This is a genomic window from Paratractidigestivibacter faecalis, assembly GCF_003416765.1.
GTDB classification, from domain to species: Bacteria; Actinomycetota; Coriobacteriia; order Coriobacteriales; family Atopobiaceae; genus Paratractidigestivibacter; species Paratractidigestivibacter faecalis.
Genome location: NZ_QSNG01000001.1, coordinates 932,802 through 950,330 on the forward strand (window position 1 = coordinate 932,802; position 17,529 = coordinate 950,330).

The 17,529-nt window shown below is 65.3% G+C and carries 22 protein-coding genes; 9 read left to right on the top strand and 13 right to left on the bottom strand.

The genetic code is table 11. The annotated features are described in order from the left end of the window. Window positions 1-75: 75 nt before the first annotated feature. From DXV50_RS04100 to DXV50_RS04115, 5 genes are all read right to left on the bottom strand, one after another. A complete protein-coding gene (locus tag DXV50_RS04100) occupies window positions 76-480 on the bottom strand; it encodes a Lin1244/Lin1753 domain-containing protein (protein ID WP_117204919.1) in 405 nt (134 codons plus the stop codon). A gap of 167 nt (window positions 481-647) precedes the next feature. After that, window positions 648-1,088, bottom strand: a complete 441-nt coding sequence (locus DXV50_RS04105; protein WP_117204920.1) for a single-stranded DNA-binding protein — start codon at window positions 1,086-1,088, stop codon at window positions 648-650. Window position 1,089: 1 nt separating this feature from the next. Next, window positions 1,090-1,455 carry a hypothetical protein gene (locus tag DXV50_RS04110; protein ID WP_147556678.1) on the bottom strand — a complete coding sequence of 122 codons (366 nt, stop codon included), beginning with the start codon at window positions 1,453-1,455 and terminating at the stop codon, window positions 1,090-1,092. A 115-nt stretch (window positions 1,456-1,570) separates the two neighbouring features. Then, the gene (locus DXV50_RS09545) at window positions 1,571-1,714 is read right to left on the bottom strand and encodes a hypothetical protein (RefSeq protein WP_157966960.1); all 144 of its coding nucleotides are present in this window, start codon (window positions 1,712-1,714) and stop codon (window positions 1,571-1,573) included. Further along, window positions 1,711-1,974, bottom strand: coding sequence for a MerR family transcriptional regulator (locus DXV50_RS04115; RefSeq protein ID WP_117204922.1), 264 nt, complete (start codon window positions 1,972-1,974; stop codon window positions 1,711-1,713). The genes DXV50_RS09545 and DXV50_RS04115 overlap by 4 nt, the downstream gene beginning before the upstream one ends. Before the next feature lie 434 nt (window positions 1,975-2,408). Between DXV50_RS04115 and DXV50_RS09550 the strand changes: the two genes are divergently transcribed. After that, complete coding sequence (locus DXV50_RS09550) at window positions 2,409-2,570, top strand: hypothetical protein (protein ID WP_157966961.1); 162 nt, start codon at window positions 2,409-2,411, stop codon at window positions 2,568-2,570. 9 nt (window positions 2,571-2,579) lie between these two features. Here the strand turns inward: DXV50_RS09550 and DXV50_RS04120 are convergent, their stop codons facing one another. From DXV50_RS04120 to DXV50_RS04130, 4 genes are all read right to left on the bottom strand, one after another. Continuing rightward, window positions 2,580-2,735, bottom strand: a complete 156-nt coding sequence (locus DXV50_RS04120; RefSeq protein ID WP_157966962.1) for a hypothetical protein — start codon at window positions 2,733-2,735, stop codon at window positions 2,580-2,582. Window positions 2,736-2,900: 165 nt separating this feature from the next. Further along, window positions 2,901-3,641 carry a phage antirepressor gene (locus tag DXV50_RS04125; protein WP_117204924.1) on the bottom strand — a complete coding sequence of 247 codons (741 nt, stop codon included), beginning with the start codon at window positions 3,639-3,641 and terminating at the stop codon, window positions 2,901-2,903. A 15-nt stretch (window positions 3,642-3,656) separates the two neighbouring features. Then, window positions 3,657-3,821: a hypothetical protein gene (locus tag DXV50_RS09555; RefSeq protein ID WP_232817452.1), complete on the bottom strand. Its 165-nt coding sequence runs from the start codon at window positions 3,819-3,821 to the stop codon at window positions 3,657-3,659. Beyond that, window positions 3,818-4,030: a helix-turn-helix domain-containing protein gene (locus tag DXV50_RS04130; protein WP_232817453.1), complete on the bottom strand. Its 213-nt coding sequence runs from the start codon at window positions 4,028-4,030 to the stop codon at window positions 3,818-3,820. The genes DXV50_RS09555 and DXV50_RS04130 overlap by 4 nt, the downstream gene beginning before the upstream one ends. Before the next feature lie 154 nt (window positions 4,031-4,184). Between DXV50_RS04130 and DXV50_RS04135 the strand changes: the two genes are divergently transcribed. The 4 genes from DXV50_RS04135 to DXV50_RS04150 all read left to right on the top strand — a co-directional run bounded on the left by DXV50_RS04135 (window position 4,185) and on the right by DXV50_RS04150 (window position 7,736). After that, complete coding sequence (locus DXV50_RS04135; protein WP_117204926.1) at window positions 4,185-4,559, top strand: helix-turn-helix transcriptional regulator; 375 nt, start codon at window positions 4,185-4,187, stop codon at window positions 4,557-4,559. A gap of 33 nt (window positions 4,560-4,592) precedes the next feature. Next, the gene (locus tag DXV50_RS04140) at window positions 4,593-5,456 is read left to right on the top strand and encodes a hypothetical protein (protein ID WP_147556679.1); all 864 of its coding nucleotides are present in this window, start codon (window positions 4,593-4,595) and stop codon (window positions 5,454-5,456) included. A gap of 200 nt (window positions 5,457-5,656) precedes the next feature. Next, window positions 5,657-6,577: an Abi family protein gene (locus DXV50_RS04145; RefSeq protein ID WP_117204928.1), complete on the top strand. Its 921-nt coding sequence runs from the start codon at window positions 5,657-5,659 to the stop codon at window positions 6,575-6,577. 85 nt (window positions 6,578-6,662) lie between these two features. Next, window positions 6,663-7,736, top strand: coding sequence for a tyrosine-type recombinase/integrase (locus tag DXV50_RS04150; RefSeq protein WP_117204929.1), 1,074 nt, complete (start codon window positions 6,663-6,665; stop codon window positions 7,734-7,736). Window positions 7,737-7,771: 35 nt separating this feature from the next. Here the strand turns inward: DXV50_RS04150 and argF are convergent, their stop codons facing one another. Continuing rightward, window positions 7,772-8,776: an ornithine carbamoyltransferase gene (argF, locus tag DXV50_RS04155; protein ID WP_117204930.1), complete on the bottom strand. Its 1,005-nt coding sequence runs from the start codon at window positions 8,774-8,776 to the stop codon at window positions 7,772-7,774. A 114-nt stretch (window positions 8,777-8,890) separates the two neighbouring features. Then, window positions 8,891-10,141, bottom strand: coding sequence for an arginine deiminase (locus tag DXV50_RS04160; protein WP_117204931.1), 1,251 nt, complete (start codon window positions 10,139-10,141; stop codon window positions 8,891-8,893). 124 nt (window positions 10,142-10,265) lie between these two features. On the opposite strand from DXV50_RS04160, the gene ppk1 reads away from it, so the two are divergent. The 4 genes from ppk1 to DXV50_RS04180 all read left to right on the top strand — a co-directional run bounded on the left by ppk1 (window position 10,266) and on the right by DXV50_RS04180 (window position 15,055). Next, window positions 10,266-12,650 carry a polyphosphate kinase 1 gene (gene ppk1, locus DXV50_RS04165; RefSeq protein WP_117204932.1) on the top strand — a complete coding sequence of 795 codons (2,385 nt, stop codon included), beginning with the start codon at window positions 10,266-10,268 and terminating at the stop codon, window positions 12,648-12,650. 3 nt (window positions 12,651-12,653) lie between these two features. Continuing rightward, window positions 12,654-13,994 (top strand): 23S rRNA (uracil(1939)-C(5))-methyltransferase RlmD, encoded by a 1,341-nt coding sequence (gene rlmD / locus DXV50_RS04170; protein WP_117204933.1) that lies wholly within the window; start codon window positions 12,654-12,656, stop codon window positions 13,992-13,994. Window positions 13,995-14,146: 152 nt separating this feature from the next. Then, window positions 14,147-14,332 (top strand): ferredoxin, encoded by a 186-nt coding sequence (locus tag DXV50_RS04175; RefSeq protein ID WP_117204934.1) that lies wholly within the window; start codon window positions 14,147-14,149, stop codon window positions 14,330-14,332. A gap of 81 nt (window positions 14,333-14,413) precedes the next feature. Further along, window positions 14,414-15,055, top strand: coding sequence for a Maf family protein (locus tag DXV50_RS04180; RefSeq protein WP_117204935.1), 642 nt, complete (start codon window positions 14,414-14,416; stop codon window positions 15,053-15,055). Between the two features lie 163 nt (window positions 15,056-15,218). Here the strand turns inward: DXV50_RS04180 and DXV50_RS04185 are convergent, their stop codons facing one another. Both DXV50_RS04185 and glf read right to left on the bottom strand, forming a co-directional pair. Continuing rightward, complete coding sequence (locus DXV50_RS04185; protein ID WP_117204936.1) at window positions 15,219-16,253, bottom strand: glycosyltransferase family 2 protein; 1,035 nt, start codon at window positions 16,251-16,253, stop codon at window positions 15,219-15,221. Window positions 16,254-16,317: 64 nt separating this feature from the next. Beyond that, complete coding sequence (glf, locus tag DXV50_RS04190; RefSeq protein WP_117204937.1) at window positions 16,318-17,520, bottom strand: UDP-galactopyranose mutase; 1,203 nt, start codon at window positions 17,518-17,520, stop codon at window positions 16,318-16,320. Window positions 17,521-17,529 lie beyond the last annotated feature (9 nt).

Consider the following 17,529-nt stretch of genomic DNA (forward strand, 5'->3'; position numbering starts at 1 on the left):
GGATTGTTGAAAGGTCGGTTTCCCTACTCACAAGTAAGGGGGAGGGTTTTTTATTTCATATCTCTTATCTAATATCTACGGCTTGATATCAGGCTTGATATTAGAAGCGTCCCTGGCGGCCCTAGCCTTCTCGGCCCTGTCGCATTTCCGCAGGTACTGGTCGTAGAACTCCGCGACGCGCTCGTTCGCCGCCCTTCCCTCGGCCCACATCTCGTGGTCGAAAAGGCCCGCTTTCTCGCACGTTTTCAGGAGCTTTTTTGCCCGGATTTTGCCTAAATTCAGGTCGCAGGCGACCCTGCGGGTGAGCGAGTCGACGCCGATGAAGACCTGACCGTCGTTTATCGCCGTGTACATCTCGATGATGGCGGCGATCCAGACGGCGACGCCCTCGGCGCCGGCCTCGTCCAGCACGAGCTGCACCTTGGGGTCGCGCAGCATGTCGAGGTCGAGCTTGCACCACCTGATTCCGCGGCGAGACACCTATGCCCTCCTCTCCAGCTTCTCCCGCTCCTCGTAGTACAGGCACCCGGACCGCTTCTCGCCGGGCGCCCTCGGCAAGAGCCGCCTCGTGCACACCATCGCCGCGGCCCAGCAATGGCGGCACCTCGAGCACTCGCAGGGCCTCAGCGGCGGCTTCTCCGGCGGCGTCAAAACGGGATGTCCTCGTCGTAGACGTCAGCCGGCGCGACGGGTGCCGCCGCCACTGGCGCCGCGGCCACGGGAGGCTGGGAGGGCGCCGCGCCCGCCGCCTTCGCCCGCTCCCCGCACACGACGACGTCGTCCGCGACGATCTCGACGCGGTAGTGCCGGGTCCCCGCCTCGTCCTCCCACGTCCGCTGCCTGACCCTGCCGCCGAACACCGCGCGCGAGCCCTTCGAGAGCTGCCGCGCCGCGGCCGCGGCCACCCCGCCGAACGAGACCACGTCGAGGTAGCTCGCGTCGTCCACCCACGCGCCGTCGGCGCCCCTCTTCCTGTCCTCGGTGGCCAGGCGCACGGTCATCACGTCCAGGCCGGAGCGGGTCGCCCTCAGCTCCGGGTCCTTGCAGAGCCGCCCGCTCACGACGACGCGGTTGATTCCAAAGCCCATGTCAATCCCCCTTCCGCGCGGGCGCGTCCCTGAGGACGCAGCCCTCCACGATCATCCGCGAGGTCCACCCGAGCCGCCTGAGCATCCAGGCGACGCCCCGGGCGGCGTCCTCGACCCTGCCCCTCTCGCCCTCGACCGCGATGGAGCGCGGCGGGACGTAGCGGTGCCCGTCCTTGGGGCTCTCGGCCCCCTCGTCCTGGTCGAGCACGTAGGTGTAGCGGACGCCGGGCACCGTCCGGCGGGCCAGCGGGTCGCCCGTCTCCTCGGCGTAGGCCATAAGCTCGTCGAGCGTCATCACGCCGCGCGGCCTCTCGCGGGCCGCCCCCTCGCCGCCCGCCTCTTCCGCCTGTGCAGGCACGCTTCCCATCTCTTCCTCCACTCCTATCTCTCGTTCGAATCCAGCCAGTCGTCGACGGCCTCGACCGTGACGCGCCTGCCGCGCTCGCAGCCCGCAGGCCTCCGCCATCTCCCGCGCGGTCACTTCACATCACGTCCCAGTGGCCGATGACGGCCAGCGAGAGGACGAACCACGCGACGGCGAACCACATGGGCGGCTTCCACTCGAAGATCAGCCAGCACAGTGCGCGGTCCAGCGCGCCGGCGATTCTCCAGATAGCGGCGCTCACTTCTCCTCCCCGTCGGCGACAGGGGTGCACGAGCGCCAGTACTCCTTGATCCAGGCGTCGGCCTCCGAGGCCAGGACGCGCCTGCCCCGGGTGTTGCCGGCAGGCATGTAGGTCCTGAGCCTGCCGGCGCCGATGTCCTTGTAGAGCCCGTGCACGTCCACGCCGGTGAGCGTCGACAGCTCACGGACGGTGTAGCTCGCGCGCATAGTCTCGCCGGCGGCCTCGCAGAAGGCGTCCAGCGCGTCGTTGTCGGTCAGCATGCGGTCCTCCTTAGGTCGAGCCCCTCCTCGTCTGGCTGGACGGGAAGGGGCCTTTTTTGTTGCGGTTGTCCGGGACGCATCCCGGCAGTTCCATGAGCGCACCGCGCCGCCGGCCGCGACGGTGGACAAAAGCACCTGCGGGCAGGGGAAACGCCCCGGCTGGCGGCGTGGTGCGCTCACGTTTTCCGAGAGCCCCCTGCGGGAGGCGCGGGCACGGGCGAGGGGTCTATGAACCCTCCGGCTCCCGTTTCGTCCCTAGCCGTGGTGCGGGTGGTGCTGTGGGGTGCATGGTCTGAGTCGCAGGAGAAAGGAACTTCGGCGGCGGTGAGGCCGCCCGGGGCACACCCGCGCTCCCCCGCAGGGGGCTCTCGGTCAAAGACGTGGATGACGGCCGGTGCGGCGGCCTAATATCTCCCCGGAGGGGAGGTGATCCAATGGACGAAAAGAAGAACTGGGCAATCGAGAAGGCGATCGAGCTGACCCGCTCCGCGCTCGAAAGCCCCACCGGAAACAACGACGACATGCTCCACCCCGGGCAGGCCGCTAAGTTCCTGGACGCAATGTACGAGAAGATCGTTGAGCTGCAGGGAAGGTAAACCCTTGCCCTAGATGCTCCTGAGGAGGGTCGAGGCGAGCTCGGCGAGAAGCGCCATCTCGTCGTACTCCGCCTTGCCCTCCTTGACAAGTGATGCGAGGTGCTCGACGCACCCCGTGAGGCTGTCGACGACCGCGCGCCGGTTGGCGGAGAAATCTTCACCCATACGCGGCTCCTTCCCGGCCGCCGCATCGCCCGTCATCCGCGTTTGTTCCCGTCCTTTTCGGCGAGGGCGGCGCGCCATTCAGTTGTCAAGGTGCTCGAAGCGCAAGGCTTCGCCCGGCCCCCTCGAAAGAGGGCATTGCAGTGCTTGGTTGTGCAAAGGGTTGTGCTAAGCGCCGTAGCGCTTAGCGAAATAGACCTGGCCCTTGCCCGTGACCTTCGGGGTCCGGTTGATAGTCACGTGGCCGTCGGAGTGGGTGACCGCGGTCTCCTTGATGCGGAACAGGCCGAGGTCCATCGCGCGCTGGGTGGGCACGTTGCGGTTCTGCCCTACGTTGCCCAGGTAGCCGTCCTCGCGCAACATTGCGAAGAGGCGGTTTTGCCCGACGTCGACCCCGTTCTGGCGCATCATCTTCGCGAGCTCGCCCACGAGGCAAGTGCCGTCGCTCGCGGCCACCGCGTCCGCGAACAGGGCCTTCGGCTCCAGCTCCGCGATGCGGTCGCGCTGGCGGTCGATGGTCTGCCGTGCGAGGAGCACCGCGCGCGCCATGGTCTCCTCGGGCGTCTCGTCGTCGCGGGCGACCATGTAGCCGCCGTCGCGCCTGAGCGCGGGCAGCACCTCGTGGGTAACCCAGCGCTTGAAGGCCTTGGCCTCGGGGACGCGGGAGCCGAGAATCGCGGAGTACAGGCCCGGCTCGGTGATGACGGCCATCTGCTGCTCTCCTCCTGGGGTACGCACTGAGCGCGTACCCTTCTCGTCCTCCTCGAGGCGGCGGGTCATGTCGCTCGCCATGCGGTAGCCGAGAATCTTGGCCACGTCACCAGCCACGAACATCGGCTCGCCGTCCTCGCCGCGCACGGCGCGGACGGTGCCGAACTGGTCGTTGGTGAAGCTCTGAATCTCATTCATGTCGGTACCTCCCCTCTAGTCGGATTCCAGGAACAGCCACAGCGCCCAGCCGAGGCCCACGAAGAAGAACGCGCCGAGAAGCGCCGTCCCCCTGTACGGCTCGGCCAGAAGCGCGGCCGCCACGTTCAGCGTGATGGCGAGCGCGAATGACGCCCACACCGCTAGGGCGCCGGCGCTCATCGTCCCCACCCACACAGGTCGTTGGGCGTGCAGCCAAGGGCTGCTGCCAAAGCGACGATCTTGTCGGCACCCGGGGTCATGTCTCCGGATTCGTAGCGGACAAGAGTCCCGATATTCACGCCGATTCGCTCAGCGACCTCGTTCTGAGAGAGATCAGCCCTGGCGCGCGCGGCGCGGATGTTGCTCGCAAACTCGCTAACGTTCGTCATCGCCATCACCTCCAAAAGACGTTTTTCTGTCTGTCGCAAACGACTATAGACGGTTTTCCGTCTGTGTCAACGGATAAGCAACATTTTTTTGCGTAAAGACGTTTTTTTGTTTACTATTCGCATTAAGCAACAGCCCAAAGAGAAAGGACTAGCAATGAACCTTCGCCTGAAAGAGCGCAGGGAGTCCCTAGGGCTTACTCAACAAGAGTTGGCAAAAAAGGTTGGAAAGTCCTTCAGGACTATTCAATCTTGGGAACGCGGCGAGAGCTATCCAAACGCAGAGTTCGTCGTTGTCCTCTGCAAGATATTTGATATTGATCCAAACGAACTTCTCGGCTGGTACATAGATCACCCCGAGGATAGGCCTGTACCTCTAAAGCCTGATCCTTTGGCATCGGAGCTAGTCAGTTGCTACTCGCAGTGCACGGTTGATCGTCAGGCCGCGCTCATCCAGTACGCGCGGGATGCCGCGCTTGCATCGGGAGAGACGGTCGAATGTTCTCAGCTTCGAGCTGGCAAGGCTAGCTAAGCACCCTCAAAAATCACTTTGATTGGCGGACTCATGGGAAAGTTGCTCGACCATCTAATCAAACTGTGCGATTCGTCCAAACGGGAAAGCACCAAGAAGGTAATCTCCGTTGACGGAGACGAGGAATGCACCGTCTACGTCTATGACGAGAAGCCGTTAGCAGCAATACGTAAAGGACAAGAGTTTTATGTAGATGTCCTTCCACGAGATACGGCGCTGCGCAGTCGCTCAACAGGCGCCGTGACAAATACGAGAGAGATGAAATGCGCTGCCCTCTCATACAACGGTACAGTTTTTGGCTCGACTTCCTTTTCTCTCAATGTGTTAAAGGATATGAGGAATAGCGGGTTCGAGTTCAAACTTAAGGTCAAAAAGACAGGGATGTACTCTCGTTCGGTACCCGAGCTCGTTTCAATGACAGTAGAGCCTCGGCTCATTAACCTTTGGTGGTCAATGAGGAATGAGTCTCATGAAGATATCCCATTAGATATTGAACTTATAGAGAAAGAGCGCGAGTCGCGCAACGCAAGCATCAAGTCAGAGCGCATTGCGAAGAGGCTTGGCGTAAGAAGAGGTTCCTTCGACAAAGAGCTTCGGTTCTACGTAGACAAGTCTTGGCCTACGAACGTGACGTTCCCCAGAACCAAAAGGTCGTTTGTCCCCAGTTTTGAAATCGTTCCACCGAAAAGGGGGTCAAAGGCGAAACCTCACATCGATGTGTATGAGGGCAATACCGTTCTGTTTAGCGTATCCGCAAGACACGGCGACAAGTACCGAGAAATGCTCGAACTTCTCGATAAGCCATGCACCGCAGTCCTAATTGCTGATTTCTACCAGGACGGAGATCTGGATAACAAAATGCTGTTCTTGCTCTTCAAAGTCGAAGGCGAACAATGAATGCGCTGCTCTCGGGACCGGTTGCCGAACGTGGTGCGGTTTCGGAGGCGGTGTAGGTGATGGGATTCTGGTGACGGCTCGACACCGTGACGGGATTCGGGTATATTTGGCGGCGTGATGAGGCCCGGCGACGGTACGTCCGGCCGGGTCCGAGAAGGCCGCCCTACGGGCGGCTTTTCTCGTATTAAGGGGGCAATCCCATGGACAAGCCATTCAAGACGATAGACGAGCAGGTTGCGATTCTGGAGTCGCGCGGCATGCGGACGGATGCAAAGACCCCGTCCATCCTGCGGCGCGAGGGCTACTACTCCGTCGTGAACGGTTACAAGGCCCTGTTCCTCGACGGCTCCGGCGCAGACCGCTATCTCGACGGTACGACCTTCGATGACGTCTACCGGCTCTTCACGTTCGACCGAGACCTCCGCATGACGATGATCAGATACTTCGCCCAGGCGGAGGCCGCCCTGAAGACTGCCTGCGCGTACCAGTTCTCCGAGAGGCACGCAGGAGAGACGGAGGCCTACCTGAACCCCCTCAACTACAGGCGAGACAACGGCTACCGGCGCAAAGTGCGCGACCTGATAGAGGACTTCAGGAAGGTGCTCCACAAGGGCGACTACGACAGGGGGCCGTTCAAGCGCGAGTACATCGAGCACTACGTGAGGAACCATGACGAGACGCCTCTTTGGGTTCTCACGAACTTCCTCATGCTCGGTCAGATATTCAAGTTCTACGAGTACCAGACCGACAGCATGCGGAACTCGATTGCCAAGTCCTTCTCCGAGCTCTACGAGGAGTCCTACGGGACGCGGATTCACATAAGCCCGAGGCAGCTGAGACTGGCCTACGACCACATCAAGGACTTCCGCAACATCTGCGCCCACGACGAGAGGCTGTATTGCGCGAGGGTGTCCCCAAGCCGGGACGTCACCTTCGCCAACCTCCTGGACGACCTCTCCCTAGTGCTCACCAAAGAGGAGAACACGAGGATGCAGGCCGAGGTGATTCACCTCATCCACGCGGTCTTGAACGACCTTGGCCCAGACGTCGCGCTGCCGGTCCTTGACGCGATGGGCGTAAAGAGCCTCGAAGACACGTTCTTCTCGATTACCGGCAAGTAGGCACCGACATCAACTAATCGACAGACCAGCGCGCGGCGCCCGCATCGGCGGGGCCGCGAGGACAACCATACCGATTGGAGGCACCATGGCACGGCAGAGGTCGAGCTTCGGCAGCGTCACGAGGATGGGCCGCGACCACTACCGGCTGCGGTGGTGGGCGGACACCCCCGAGGGCCGCAAGCGCCTCACGGAGATGTTCGACGGCACCCGCCGCGAGGCGGAGCGGCGCATGGCCGAGATTCGCGTGGGGACGAAGGAGCGCCGGTGCCCCACCCTGGGCGAGATCTGGGAAGAGCACGAGCTGCCCCACCTGGTCAAGATGCGCGGGGAGGACCGCATAAGCGAGCGCACGCTCCAGGCGTACACGCGCAGGTGGGAGGCCGACGTGGCCCCGAGGTGGGCCGACGTGCCCGCCGACATGGCCCGGCCGGCGGACATCCAGGAATGGCTGCTCACCATGACGCGGAGCATGGGAGAGCTGTCGAAGGCGGTGCTGTCGCTCACCTACGAGCGCGCGGTCATGCTCGGCATCCTGGACGCGAACCCCTGCGCGCGCAGGTACGACCTGGGGCCCGCCACCAGGCGGCCCAAGGTGGCGTACACGCCCGAGCAGCTCGACGAGGCGTGGGAGGCGGTGCGCGGCACGGTGGCCGAGGCGCCCTTCCTGCTCATGGCCCACGCGGGGCTGCGGGTCGGCGAGGCGTGCGGAATGCGCACGGCCGACGTCGAGCCACGGGAGGGCTGCGCCGTCCTGCACGTCAGCGCGCAGCTGAGGCAGGACGGCGAGGTGAGCGAGCGCATGAAGACCGCGGGCAGCCGCCGCACCGCGGTCATCGAGGAGCCGTGGGCCTCGCGCGTGCTTGAGCTCGCGGGCGGGACCTACGTGAACGAGCGGCAGGACGGCACGCCGGTGCCCTCGCGCACCGTCACCGACCGCTGGAAGAGGTGCGTCGAGGCGGCGGGCCTGCCCGTGGCGCCGATGCAGTGCCTTCGCCCGAGCTACCAGACGAACCTGCACTGGCAGGGCGTGCCCATCGAGCAGACGAGCCGGCTTTTGGGCCACACCGCCACGAAGATGACGCTGGAGAACTACGACCGCCCCAGCGACGACCAATTGGTTAACGTGGTGCTATCGCACGGCGTGGTCGCGAGCACTTAGGACATTTAGGGACATAAGCCCTCGCGACAAGCCTTCTACCTGCAGTTTTTCAGCGTCGCGTACATGACGGCCTTGATGGAGTGCATGCGGTTCTCGGCCTCGTCGAAGACGCGGGAGCGCTCGGACTCAAAGACCTCGTCGGTGACCTCGAGCTCCGGAAGGCCGAACTTCTCGTAGACGTCCTCGCCGATGGTGGTGTTGCGGTCGTGGAAGCTGGGCAGGCAGTGCATGAAGATGGCGTCGTCGGCCGCCTTGGCCATGAGCTCGGCGTTGACCTGGTACTTGGAGAGAAGCTCGATGCGCTTGGCCCACAGGTCGCTGGACTCGCCCATGGAGACCCAGATGTCCGTGTAGATGACGGAGGCACCGGCTGCGCCCTCGTCGACGTCCTCGGTTAGCGTGATGGTGGCGCCGGACTCCTTGGCCACCTCGCGGCACTGGGCCACGAGCTCGTCGGAGGGCATCTGCTCCTTGGGACCGCAGGCGCAGAAGTCCATGCCCAGCTTGGCGCAGACCACCATGAGGGAGTTACCGACGTTGTTGCCGGCGTCGCCCATGAAGGTGAGCTTGCGGCCATGCAGGTCGCGGCCGAACTCCTCCTGGACGGTCAGCATGTCGGCGATCATCTGCGTGGGGTGGAACTCGGTGGTGAGGCCGTTCCACACGGGGACGCCGGCGTTCTCGGCCAGGGTCTCCACGATGCTCTGGGCAAAGCCACGGTACTCGATGCCGTCGTACATGCGGCCGAGGACGCGGGCGGTGTCCTCGATGGACTCCTTCTTGCCCATCTGGGAGCTCTTGGGGTCAAGGTAGGTGACGCCCATGCCCAGGTCCATGGCGCCCACCTCGAAGGAGCAGCGGGTGCGCGTGGACGTCTTCTCAAAGAGAAGGACGATGTTCTTGCCCTCCAGGTAGCGGTGCGGCTCGTGGTTGTGCTTCTTGGCCTTGAGGTCGGCGGAGAGGTCAATGAGGTACTGGATCTCCTCGGGGGTGAAGTCCAGGAGCTTGAGGAAGTTCCTGCCGGAAAGGTTGGGTGCCATGGGTGACTCCTTGGGTCGACTTGCGTGCAATGGGTCTGATTGTAGACCCGTCCGCGGGCGCAACGCACCTGCGGCCGGGTCCGTTAAACGCGCAGAAGCGCTTTGCCCCGAGGGCTAGAGGTCCTCTCGCCAGAAGGCCATGCTCATGCAGTGGGGGCCGCCGCGGCCACGGGAGAGCTCGGCCGAGGGGACCTCGAGGAGGTTCAGGCCCTCGCGGCAGAGAATGTCGTTGGTGACGGCGTTTCTCTGGTAGACCATGACCGTGCCGGGGCGGACGGCCAGGGTGTTGGAGCCGTCGTTCCACTGCTCGCGGGCGGCCGCGATGGCGTCGTCTCCCCCGCACTTGATGAGGCGCACGCCGTCCAGGCCCAGGGCGCGGGCGAGAATAGCGTCGAGGGTCTGGTCCAGCTGGCGGATGGAGACCTCGCCGACACGGGCGCCGCGCGTGAGCTCGAAGACCGTAAGCGTGCCCAGGATGGCCGGATGGACCGTGAAGATGTCCACGTCGGCCTGGGTGAAGACCGTGTCCAGGTGCATGAAGGAGCGCTTGTGCGGCAGCGAGAAGGCCAGCACGCGCCTCACGCCGGAGTCGGGCTCGGCCCAGAGCAGACGCTTGGCCAGGGCGTCGATGCCTGCGGCCTGGGTGCGCTCGGAGATGCCTATGCCCACGCACTCGGCGGAGAGCACGAGGATGTCACCGCCCTCGATGTGGTAGGGCTGGTCCGAGGAGTACCAGGACGGCGTGCCCGCGTAGTCCGGGTGGTAGGCAAAGAGGAAGTCCCCGAAGATGGACTCGCGACGGCGCGTGGCGCTCCACATGCGGTTGTGCGAGACGCCCTGGCCGATGACCGAGAACGTGTCGCGCGTGAAGTAGACGTTGGGGATGGGGTCGATGACGAGCTCGCCCATGCGCCCGGCGGAGAGCGCCATGAGGTCTGCCAGCGAGGCGTGGGTGGACGGCGTGAGGTCCAGCTCGTCGGCGCGAACGCCCTCGACGCACTTGTCCACGAGGGCGCGGGACGTGGGAAGGGAGTCCAGCAGCTCTGAGACGGCCGAGCGAACGCCCGCACCGTCGACGCCGGACTCGTCCAGCCAGCGCTCGCAGAAGGCGCGGCGCGCCTCCGGGTGGGCGTCCAGGGCCTCGGCCACAAGGTCCTCCAGGTAGACCACCTCGACGCCCTCCTGGCGGAGCATGCCCGCAAAGGCGTCGTGCTCCTCCTGCGCCACCCGCAGGAAGGGGATGTCGTCGAAGAGCAGCGGCCCCAGGGTGTCGGGCGAGAGGTTGAGCAGCTCCCCCGCCGGCCTGTGCAGCATGACGCGCCTGAGCTCGCCGATCTCGGAATGGACGTGAAGGCCGCCGGCCATCAGGTACCTCCTGCCTCTGGTAAATGTCTTATTGACACAACCTTAACGCGACAAGCCCCAAGCCCGTCTCGCCGCGCGCGTATTATCACAGAGAATAGCGACAAATGGGTCGAAAGGGGCTCTCATGAGCAGCGGGAAGAAGGCGGGGGCCGCAAGGTCCTCCAAGAAGAGCAAGGCTCTGGAGCGCGCGGCCGCCGAGTTTGCGGACGTCGCCACCGAGACCGACGAGAGCGGCCACGTCCGCAAGCGCGACTACTCCTACACGCAGAACCGCGAGCTCTCCTGGCTAATGTTCGACAACCGCGTGATGGACGAGGCCTTTGACCCCGAGGTGCCCCTCTTCGAGCGCCTGAAGTTCTGCGAGATCTTTGACTCCAACCTCGAGGAGTGGTTCATGATCCGCGTGGGCGGCCTCTCCGACCTCGCCACCCTCAAGAACCAGCCCAAGGACAACAAGTCCCACAAGACGCCCGCCGGTCAGCTCGACGCCATCTTCGAGGCGCTGCCGCCCCTGGTGGAGCGGCATGCCGCGGGCTTTGCCCAGGTGGAGGCGGAGCTCCGCGAGAAGGGCCTCGTCCGCCTGGGGGCCTCGGAGCTGGCCGAGGAGGACGTGGCGCAGCTCTCAAAGTACTTCGAGGCGCACCTGGCACCCATCATCTCGCCCATGGTGGTGGACCCGCGCCACCCCTTCCCCAACCTGAGGAGCGGGCGGCTCTACGTGGCCTGCGCGCTCGACGGCCTGCCCGAGCCCGACGCCCTTGGCATCATCGAGGTGCCCGCCAGCGAGCAGCGCGTGGTGGCCCTGGGCTCCGGCACCCGAGCCTTCCGCTACGTGCTCCTAGAGGACGTGCTCCGGCTCTTCCTGGACCGGTGCTTCGGCGACTACGCGCCCAGCCGCTCCTGCGTGCTGCGCGTGACCCGCAACGCCGACATCGACCCGGACGACGAGGGCGTGGAGGAGGAAGAGGACTACCGCCAGCACATGAAGAAGGTCCTCAAGATGCGTCAGCGCCTCCAGCCGGTGCGCCTGGAGGTCCAGGGCGGCCTTGACGAGAAGCTCGAGGAGGTCGTGCTGGACGAGCTGGGCCTGGAGACCCGCCGCGCCTTCCACGTGGACCGCCCGCTCGACCTGGGCTACGTCTACGGACTTGAGGCCAAGATCCCCGACTGGGCGCACGCCGAGTGCGTCTTTGCCCCCTTCGAGCCGCAGCCCTCCCCCATGGTCGACCTCAGCCGCCCCATGCGCCCGCAGGTGGAGGACCACGACGTGCTCCTCACCTACCCGTACGAGTCCATGAGGCCGCTGCTGCGCCTGCTGCGCGAGGCCTCCGCGGACGACAGCTGCATCCAGATCAAGATCACGCTCTACCGCGTGGCCAAGAGCAGCCACCTCTGCGAGAGCCTCATCGCCGCCGCCGAGGCCGGCAAGGACGTGACCGTCCTCATGGAGCTGCGCGCCCGCTTTGACGAGGCTAACAACATCGCCTGGGCCGAGCGCCTTGAGGACGCCGGCTGCACCGTCATCTACGGCTCCGAGGGCTTCAAGTGCCACTCAAAGATCTGTCAGGTCACCTACCACGACCAGGCCGGCGTCCACCGCATCACGTGCCTGGGCACGGGCAACTTCAACGAGAAGACCGCCCGCCTCTACTCCGACTTCATGCTCATGACGGCCGACACCGGCATCGCGGAGGACGGCAACACCTTCTTCCGCAACCTCTCGCTGGGCAACCTCCGCGGCACCTACCACCACCTGGGCGTGGCCCCCGCGAGCCTGAAGCCTTTGGTCATGCGCGGGATAGACCGGGAGATCGGCCGCGCCCGCGCCGGCGCCCCGGCGCGCATCTTCCTCAAGATGAACTCCCTCACCGACCGAGACGTCATCGACAAGATCTCGGAGGCGTGCGAGGCGGGCGTCAAGGTCCGCCTGGTGGTGCGCGGCATCTGCTGCATCAAGGCGGACGTCCCCGGCAAGACCGACGGCCTCGTCGTCCGGCAGATCGTGGGCCGCTTCCTCGAGCACGCGCGCATCTACGCCTTTGGCGAGGAGGCCGACACCATCTACCTCTCCAGCGCCGACATGATGACAAGGAACACCGAGCGCCGCGTGGAGATAGCCTACCCGGTGACCGACCCGGCGTGCCGACGCATCGTGCGCCACTTCATGGAGCTGCAGCTGGCCGACAACGTCAAGGCCCGCCAGCTCACGAGCGAGGGCACCTGGGGGCGCGTCGAGCGGGCCGAGGGGGACCCGGAGGTCAACTGCCAGGAGGTGCTTCTGGCCGAGGCGTACGAGGCCGCTCGCGAGGCGGCGCGCCCCGCGAGGCCCCGCCAGGACGCGCCCGCCGAGCCCGAGGCGAGCGTACCCGCGCTCGCAAGCGTGGAGAAGTCCGAGGTCCCGGACGCCCAGACCGCGCCCGTCAGCCATAATGGGGAGGGCGCGGGACGGGTCTCTCGCGCGCTCTCGCTCTTCGGCGAGGGGATCAGGACGCTATTCGGCAGGAGCTAGAACGTGGCAGAGGCAACGGCGCAGCAGGTGAGGATCGAGCGGATGGCCTACGGCCCCGAGGCGGTGGGCAGGCTCGAGAGCGGCAAGACCGTCTTCGTAGCGGGAGCCGTGCCCGGAGACCTCGTGGAGGTGGCCGTGGACCGCGAGGCCGAGCGCTACTGCAACGGGCACGTCTCCAAGGTCCTGGAGGCCTCCCCCGACCGCGTCGTGCCCGAGTGCCCCTACGCCGCCGTCTGCGGCGGCTGCCCCTGGGCGCAGATCTCCTACGATGCCCAGGCGCGCCACAAGAGGGACGGCGTGGTCTCCGCGCTGGCCCGCATCGGCCGCATGGGAGAGGAGCGCGCCGAGGCCCTGGTGGCGCCCCTGGTGAGCCCATCCGCCCCCTGGGGCTACCGCAACAAGGTGGAGCTCGCCGTCGTGGAGCGCGGAGGGCGCCTCTCGCTTGGCATGCACGCGGCCGACGGCTCGGGCGTGGTGGCCGTCAAGGCCTGCAAGCTCCTGGACAAGGGGCACCAGGGCGTGGTCAAGTCCGTGGCGGGCGCCCTCTCCTACATGGCCAACTCCCACCACCTGGAGCTCGAGCGCGTGGGCGTGCGCGTCTCAACCCGCACCCGCGAGGTCGAGGTCGCCCTGTGGGACCGCCCCGGCGGCTTCCCGCGGGCCGCGGTGGCAAAGGTGCTCGCGGACGCCTGCAAGCCCACCTCGGTCACGCGCGTGATGCAGAAGGGGCCCGCCAAGGCCCGAAAGATCGCCGGGCAGGAGCGCCTTGCCGGCCGCGGCTCCTGGGGCGAGGTCGTGGGCGCGGAGAGGATGCGCGTCTCCGCTCCCTCGTTCTTCCAGGTAAACACCAAGGGCGCCGAGAGGCTCGTGGAGCTCGTCATGGAAGGGCTCGACCCGCAGCCGGACGAGGAGGCCATGGACCTCTACTGCGGCGCGGGAACCTTCACGCTGCCCCTGGCTCGCCGCGCGGGCTTCGTCTCCGCCGTGGAGTCCTACGGCCCGGCCGTGCGCGACCTCAGGCGCAACCTCGACGAGACGCGGCTTGACAACGTGGACCCCATCGGCGGCGACGCGGGCCTGGAGTTCCCGGACACCGACGCCGACGTCATCGTGGTCGACCCGCCGCGCGCGGGCCTGGCAGAGCAGGTGGTGAGCCAGCTCTCCGAGCAGGCCGCCCGCGCCATAGCCTACGTGAGCTGCGACCCGGCGACCCTCGCCCGAGACCTCGCCCGCTTTGAGGAGAGGGGCACCTTCGAACCGGTGAGCGTCACCCCCGTGGATCTCTTCCCGCAGACCTTCCACGTGGAGACCGTGACCATCCTCAAGAGGCGCGCAGGGCGCTAATTCCCACTCTGCAGGTGGGAATAAACCCCAGCTCACGGCCGGCGGCGCGTTTTTGGGGACAAATGCAAAAGCTGTTGCGCCCGCGCCACCAAACGTGTACAAACAGATAAGGATCTTGGGTAGAGGGCCCAAGCATTGAGAGAGGATTCACCATGAAGGCTACTGTCAACGAGGATTGCATCGGCTGCGGCATGTGCGAGGGCACCTGCCCCGACGTCTTCGCCATCAACGACGACGGCGTTGCCGAGGCCACCGTCGAGGAGGTTCCCGCCGACGCCGAGGACGCCGCGCAGGAGGCTGCCGACAACTGCCCCGTCTCCGCCATCGAGGTCGAGTAACTCGCACCTGGCGTGATCTAAGCAGTCAATGCCGAGCGGGGGTCGCCAAGCGGCCCCCGCTTTCTTGTGAGGAAGCACACCATGATTCTTGCATCGCAGTCCCCCAGGCGCCGCCAGCTCCTCGAGGAGGCCGGCTTTGCCCTTAAGATCCGCCCCGCAGACATCGACGAGGCCGCAGAGACCGGCGAGAAGCCCACAGAGCTCGTGCGGCGGCTGGCATCCCAGAAGGCCGAGGCCTGCCGCCAGACGCTCTCACAGGGCCCCGCAGACGGTCTTCTGGTCGCTGCCGACACCATCGTCTGGAGCCCGGAGCTCGGCGTGCTGGGCAAGCCCTCTGGCGCCGATGACGCCCGCCGCACCCTGGCTGCCCTCTCAGGCCGAACCCACCACGTCTCCACCGGCGTGAGCGCGCTTCTTCTCTCCCCCACCTGCGAGGTGCTCGACGCGAGTACCTTCGTGGAGACCACCGACGTCACCTTCTACGACCTCACCGAGGCCGAGATAGACGCCTACGTGGCCACCGGCGACCCCATGGACAAGGCCGGCTCCTACGGCATCCAAACCCCCGCCGGCCGCCTTCTGGTCAAATCGATTTCCGGCGACTACGACAACGTGGTGGGCCTCCCCATCCCCAGGCTCATGCGCGAGCTCTCCCTTCTTACCCACCACGACACCGGCATCCTCTGGCCCCTGCAAAACATCACAACCGCAATTAAGGCCTAAGGCGGACCCCCTACCGCCTGGACCAGCCGCTCGCCAAGTCCAACTAGCGACCACGTTAACGAAGGAGGCCCGGAACCCGTCCTTCTCGGCAAAGCTCTTTGCGCAGCGTAGCTTTGCGAGAAGCGATGGGTTCCGGGGGCCTCCGGTCAGTCGGCGATGACCTCTAGTTGAACTTGACGACCTTCTGGGCCAGGCGGTAGCCGCCAATCGTGATTTTCTTGCCTAGGCCGCTCGGCAGGTTGGTGGCCGTGCCGACGACGCCGTGCTTGGCCCTGCGGTACATGCGCTCGTCGTACTCGCGCAGCTCGGTCCAGAGGGCCTCGAGCTGGTCCATGGCGTCCTCGCGGTCCGACAGCTTGGAGAAGACCGAGCAGATGGCCATGATGATGGTGAAGTAGTTCATCATGTAGCTGCGCAACTGCGGGCTGTCGATGTCATCGTAGACGTGGTAGGCCTGCATCATGATGCGGGCGACGCGCCAGTAGTGGTCCACGCGGCTGGTAAGGACCTTCTCGTTGACGGACTGGTCCTCGCGGCCGATGAAGTAGCGGTAGAGGTCCACGTCAAGGTAGTAGAGCGAGTGGCACAGCGGGAAGGGCACGTAGGCGTAGATGTTGTCCACATAGAAGGTGTGGGGCGGCATCTGGAGGTTGGCCTTGCGCAGGGTCTCGGTGCGGTAGGTCAGGGCGTGCATGAGCAGGTACTTCCACATCTTGAAGTGCCCAATCTCGTTCCAGCCAAAGACGCGGCCCACCGGCAACTGGCGGCGGTAGTTGACGGCGTTCCTGGTGTTGTCCTCAACGTGCTCGTAGACGTAGTTGGTGAGCACAAGGTCAACCTGCTCGTCGGCGGCGATGAACTCCCTCAGCTTGGCGAGAAGAGCCTTCAGGGCGTCGGCGTCGGCCCAGTCGTCGGAGTCGATGTTCTTGAAGTAGACGCCGTCGGCGTTGGCGACGGCCTTCATGACGGCGACGCCGTGGCCGCCGTTCTCCTGGTGGACGGCCTTCACGATGTTGGGGTAGCGCTGCTGCCACTCGTCGGCCTTGGCCGGGGTGTCGTCCTTGGCGCTGCCGTCGTCGACGATGACGATCTGCACGTCATCGGCATAGTCGGAGCCCTCGAGGATGGACTCGACGCACTTGTCCATGTAGGCGGCTGAGTTGTAGCAGGGAATGCCGAAGGTGATGGTCTTCTTCATCGTCGCGAGATCTTCTCCTTGTGTGGAAAGGGGCGGGCCCGACAGGACCCGCCCAAGAGGCGCTTTAGTTGTGCTGGGCGATGAGCTCGTCGGAGAGGTCGAGCGCCGACGCCACGACACCGTCCATGTCGTAGTAGCGGTACTCGGCGAGGCGGCCGACGGCGTGGAAGTTGAGGCAGCCAGCCACGCGGTCGCGGTACCTGCGGTAGAGCTCGAGGTTCTGGTCCTCGAGGATGGCGTAGTAGGGCGTCTCGTCGGAGCCGGGCGTGAAGGCCTTGGAGTACTCCTTCATGATGGTGGTCTTGCCGGGCACCACCTGGCCGGTCATGTTCTTGAACTCCGTGATGCGGGTGAAGTCCTCGGACGTGGTGTAGTTGACCGTGCCGACGGGCTGGAACTGGTCCTCGTCCAGGGTCTCGAAGACCATGTCGAGGGTGCGGTACGGAAGCGCGCCCAGGTCGGAGCCAAAGAGCTCATCGAGCGGGCCGGTGTAGATGACCTCGCCGCCGTAGGGCTTGCCGCAGACGGTGACCGCGGAGTCGCCCACGGAGAGGATGTCGCGCGCGTCGACGCCGGTAAAGACGGAGATGAGGTCGTGCTCGAGCATGTTCTCGAAGAGCTTGGTGTAGCCCTCGGCCGGCATGCCCTGGAAGGGGGCGCCGGGGAAGTAGCGGTCGTCGTCACCCACGAAGACGGGCACGCGGCCGGTGATGGACGGGTCGATCTGGTCGGGGGTCTTGCCCCACTGCTTCATGGTGTAGTGGAGGAAGACGTTCTCGAAGACGTAATCAGCCACCTCGGAGAGCTCCGGGTCGTTCTTCTCGCGGAGCTCCATGATGGGGACCTTCTTGTTCTCACCGAAGGTGGCCACGAGCTTCTGGTAGAGGCGCTCGCCCTTCTCGTCGCCAAAGGCGAGCTTCAGGGACTTGTGGTTGAAGGGGACGGGCATGAGGGTGCCATGGATGTTGGCAAGCACCTTGTGCTGGTAGTTGGTCCACTCGGTGAAGCGGGAGAGGAACTGGTTCACGCGCTCGTTGGTGGTGTGGTAGATGTGCGGGCCATACTTGTGGACCAGGATGCCGGCCTCGTCCTCGTAGTCGTAGGCGTTGCCGGCGATGTGGTCGCGGCGCTCGAGGATGGCGACCTTCATGCCGCAGGCCTCGGCAAGGCGACGGGCGCAGACGGAGCCGGCGTAGCCCGCGCCGACGACGATGGCGTCGAAGGACTCGGGGGTAAAGTCAGCCGGCAGACCGCTCTGGATGCTCATGTGGTTCCT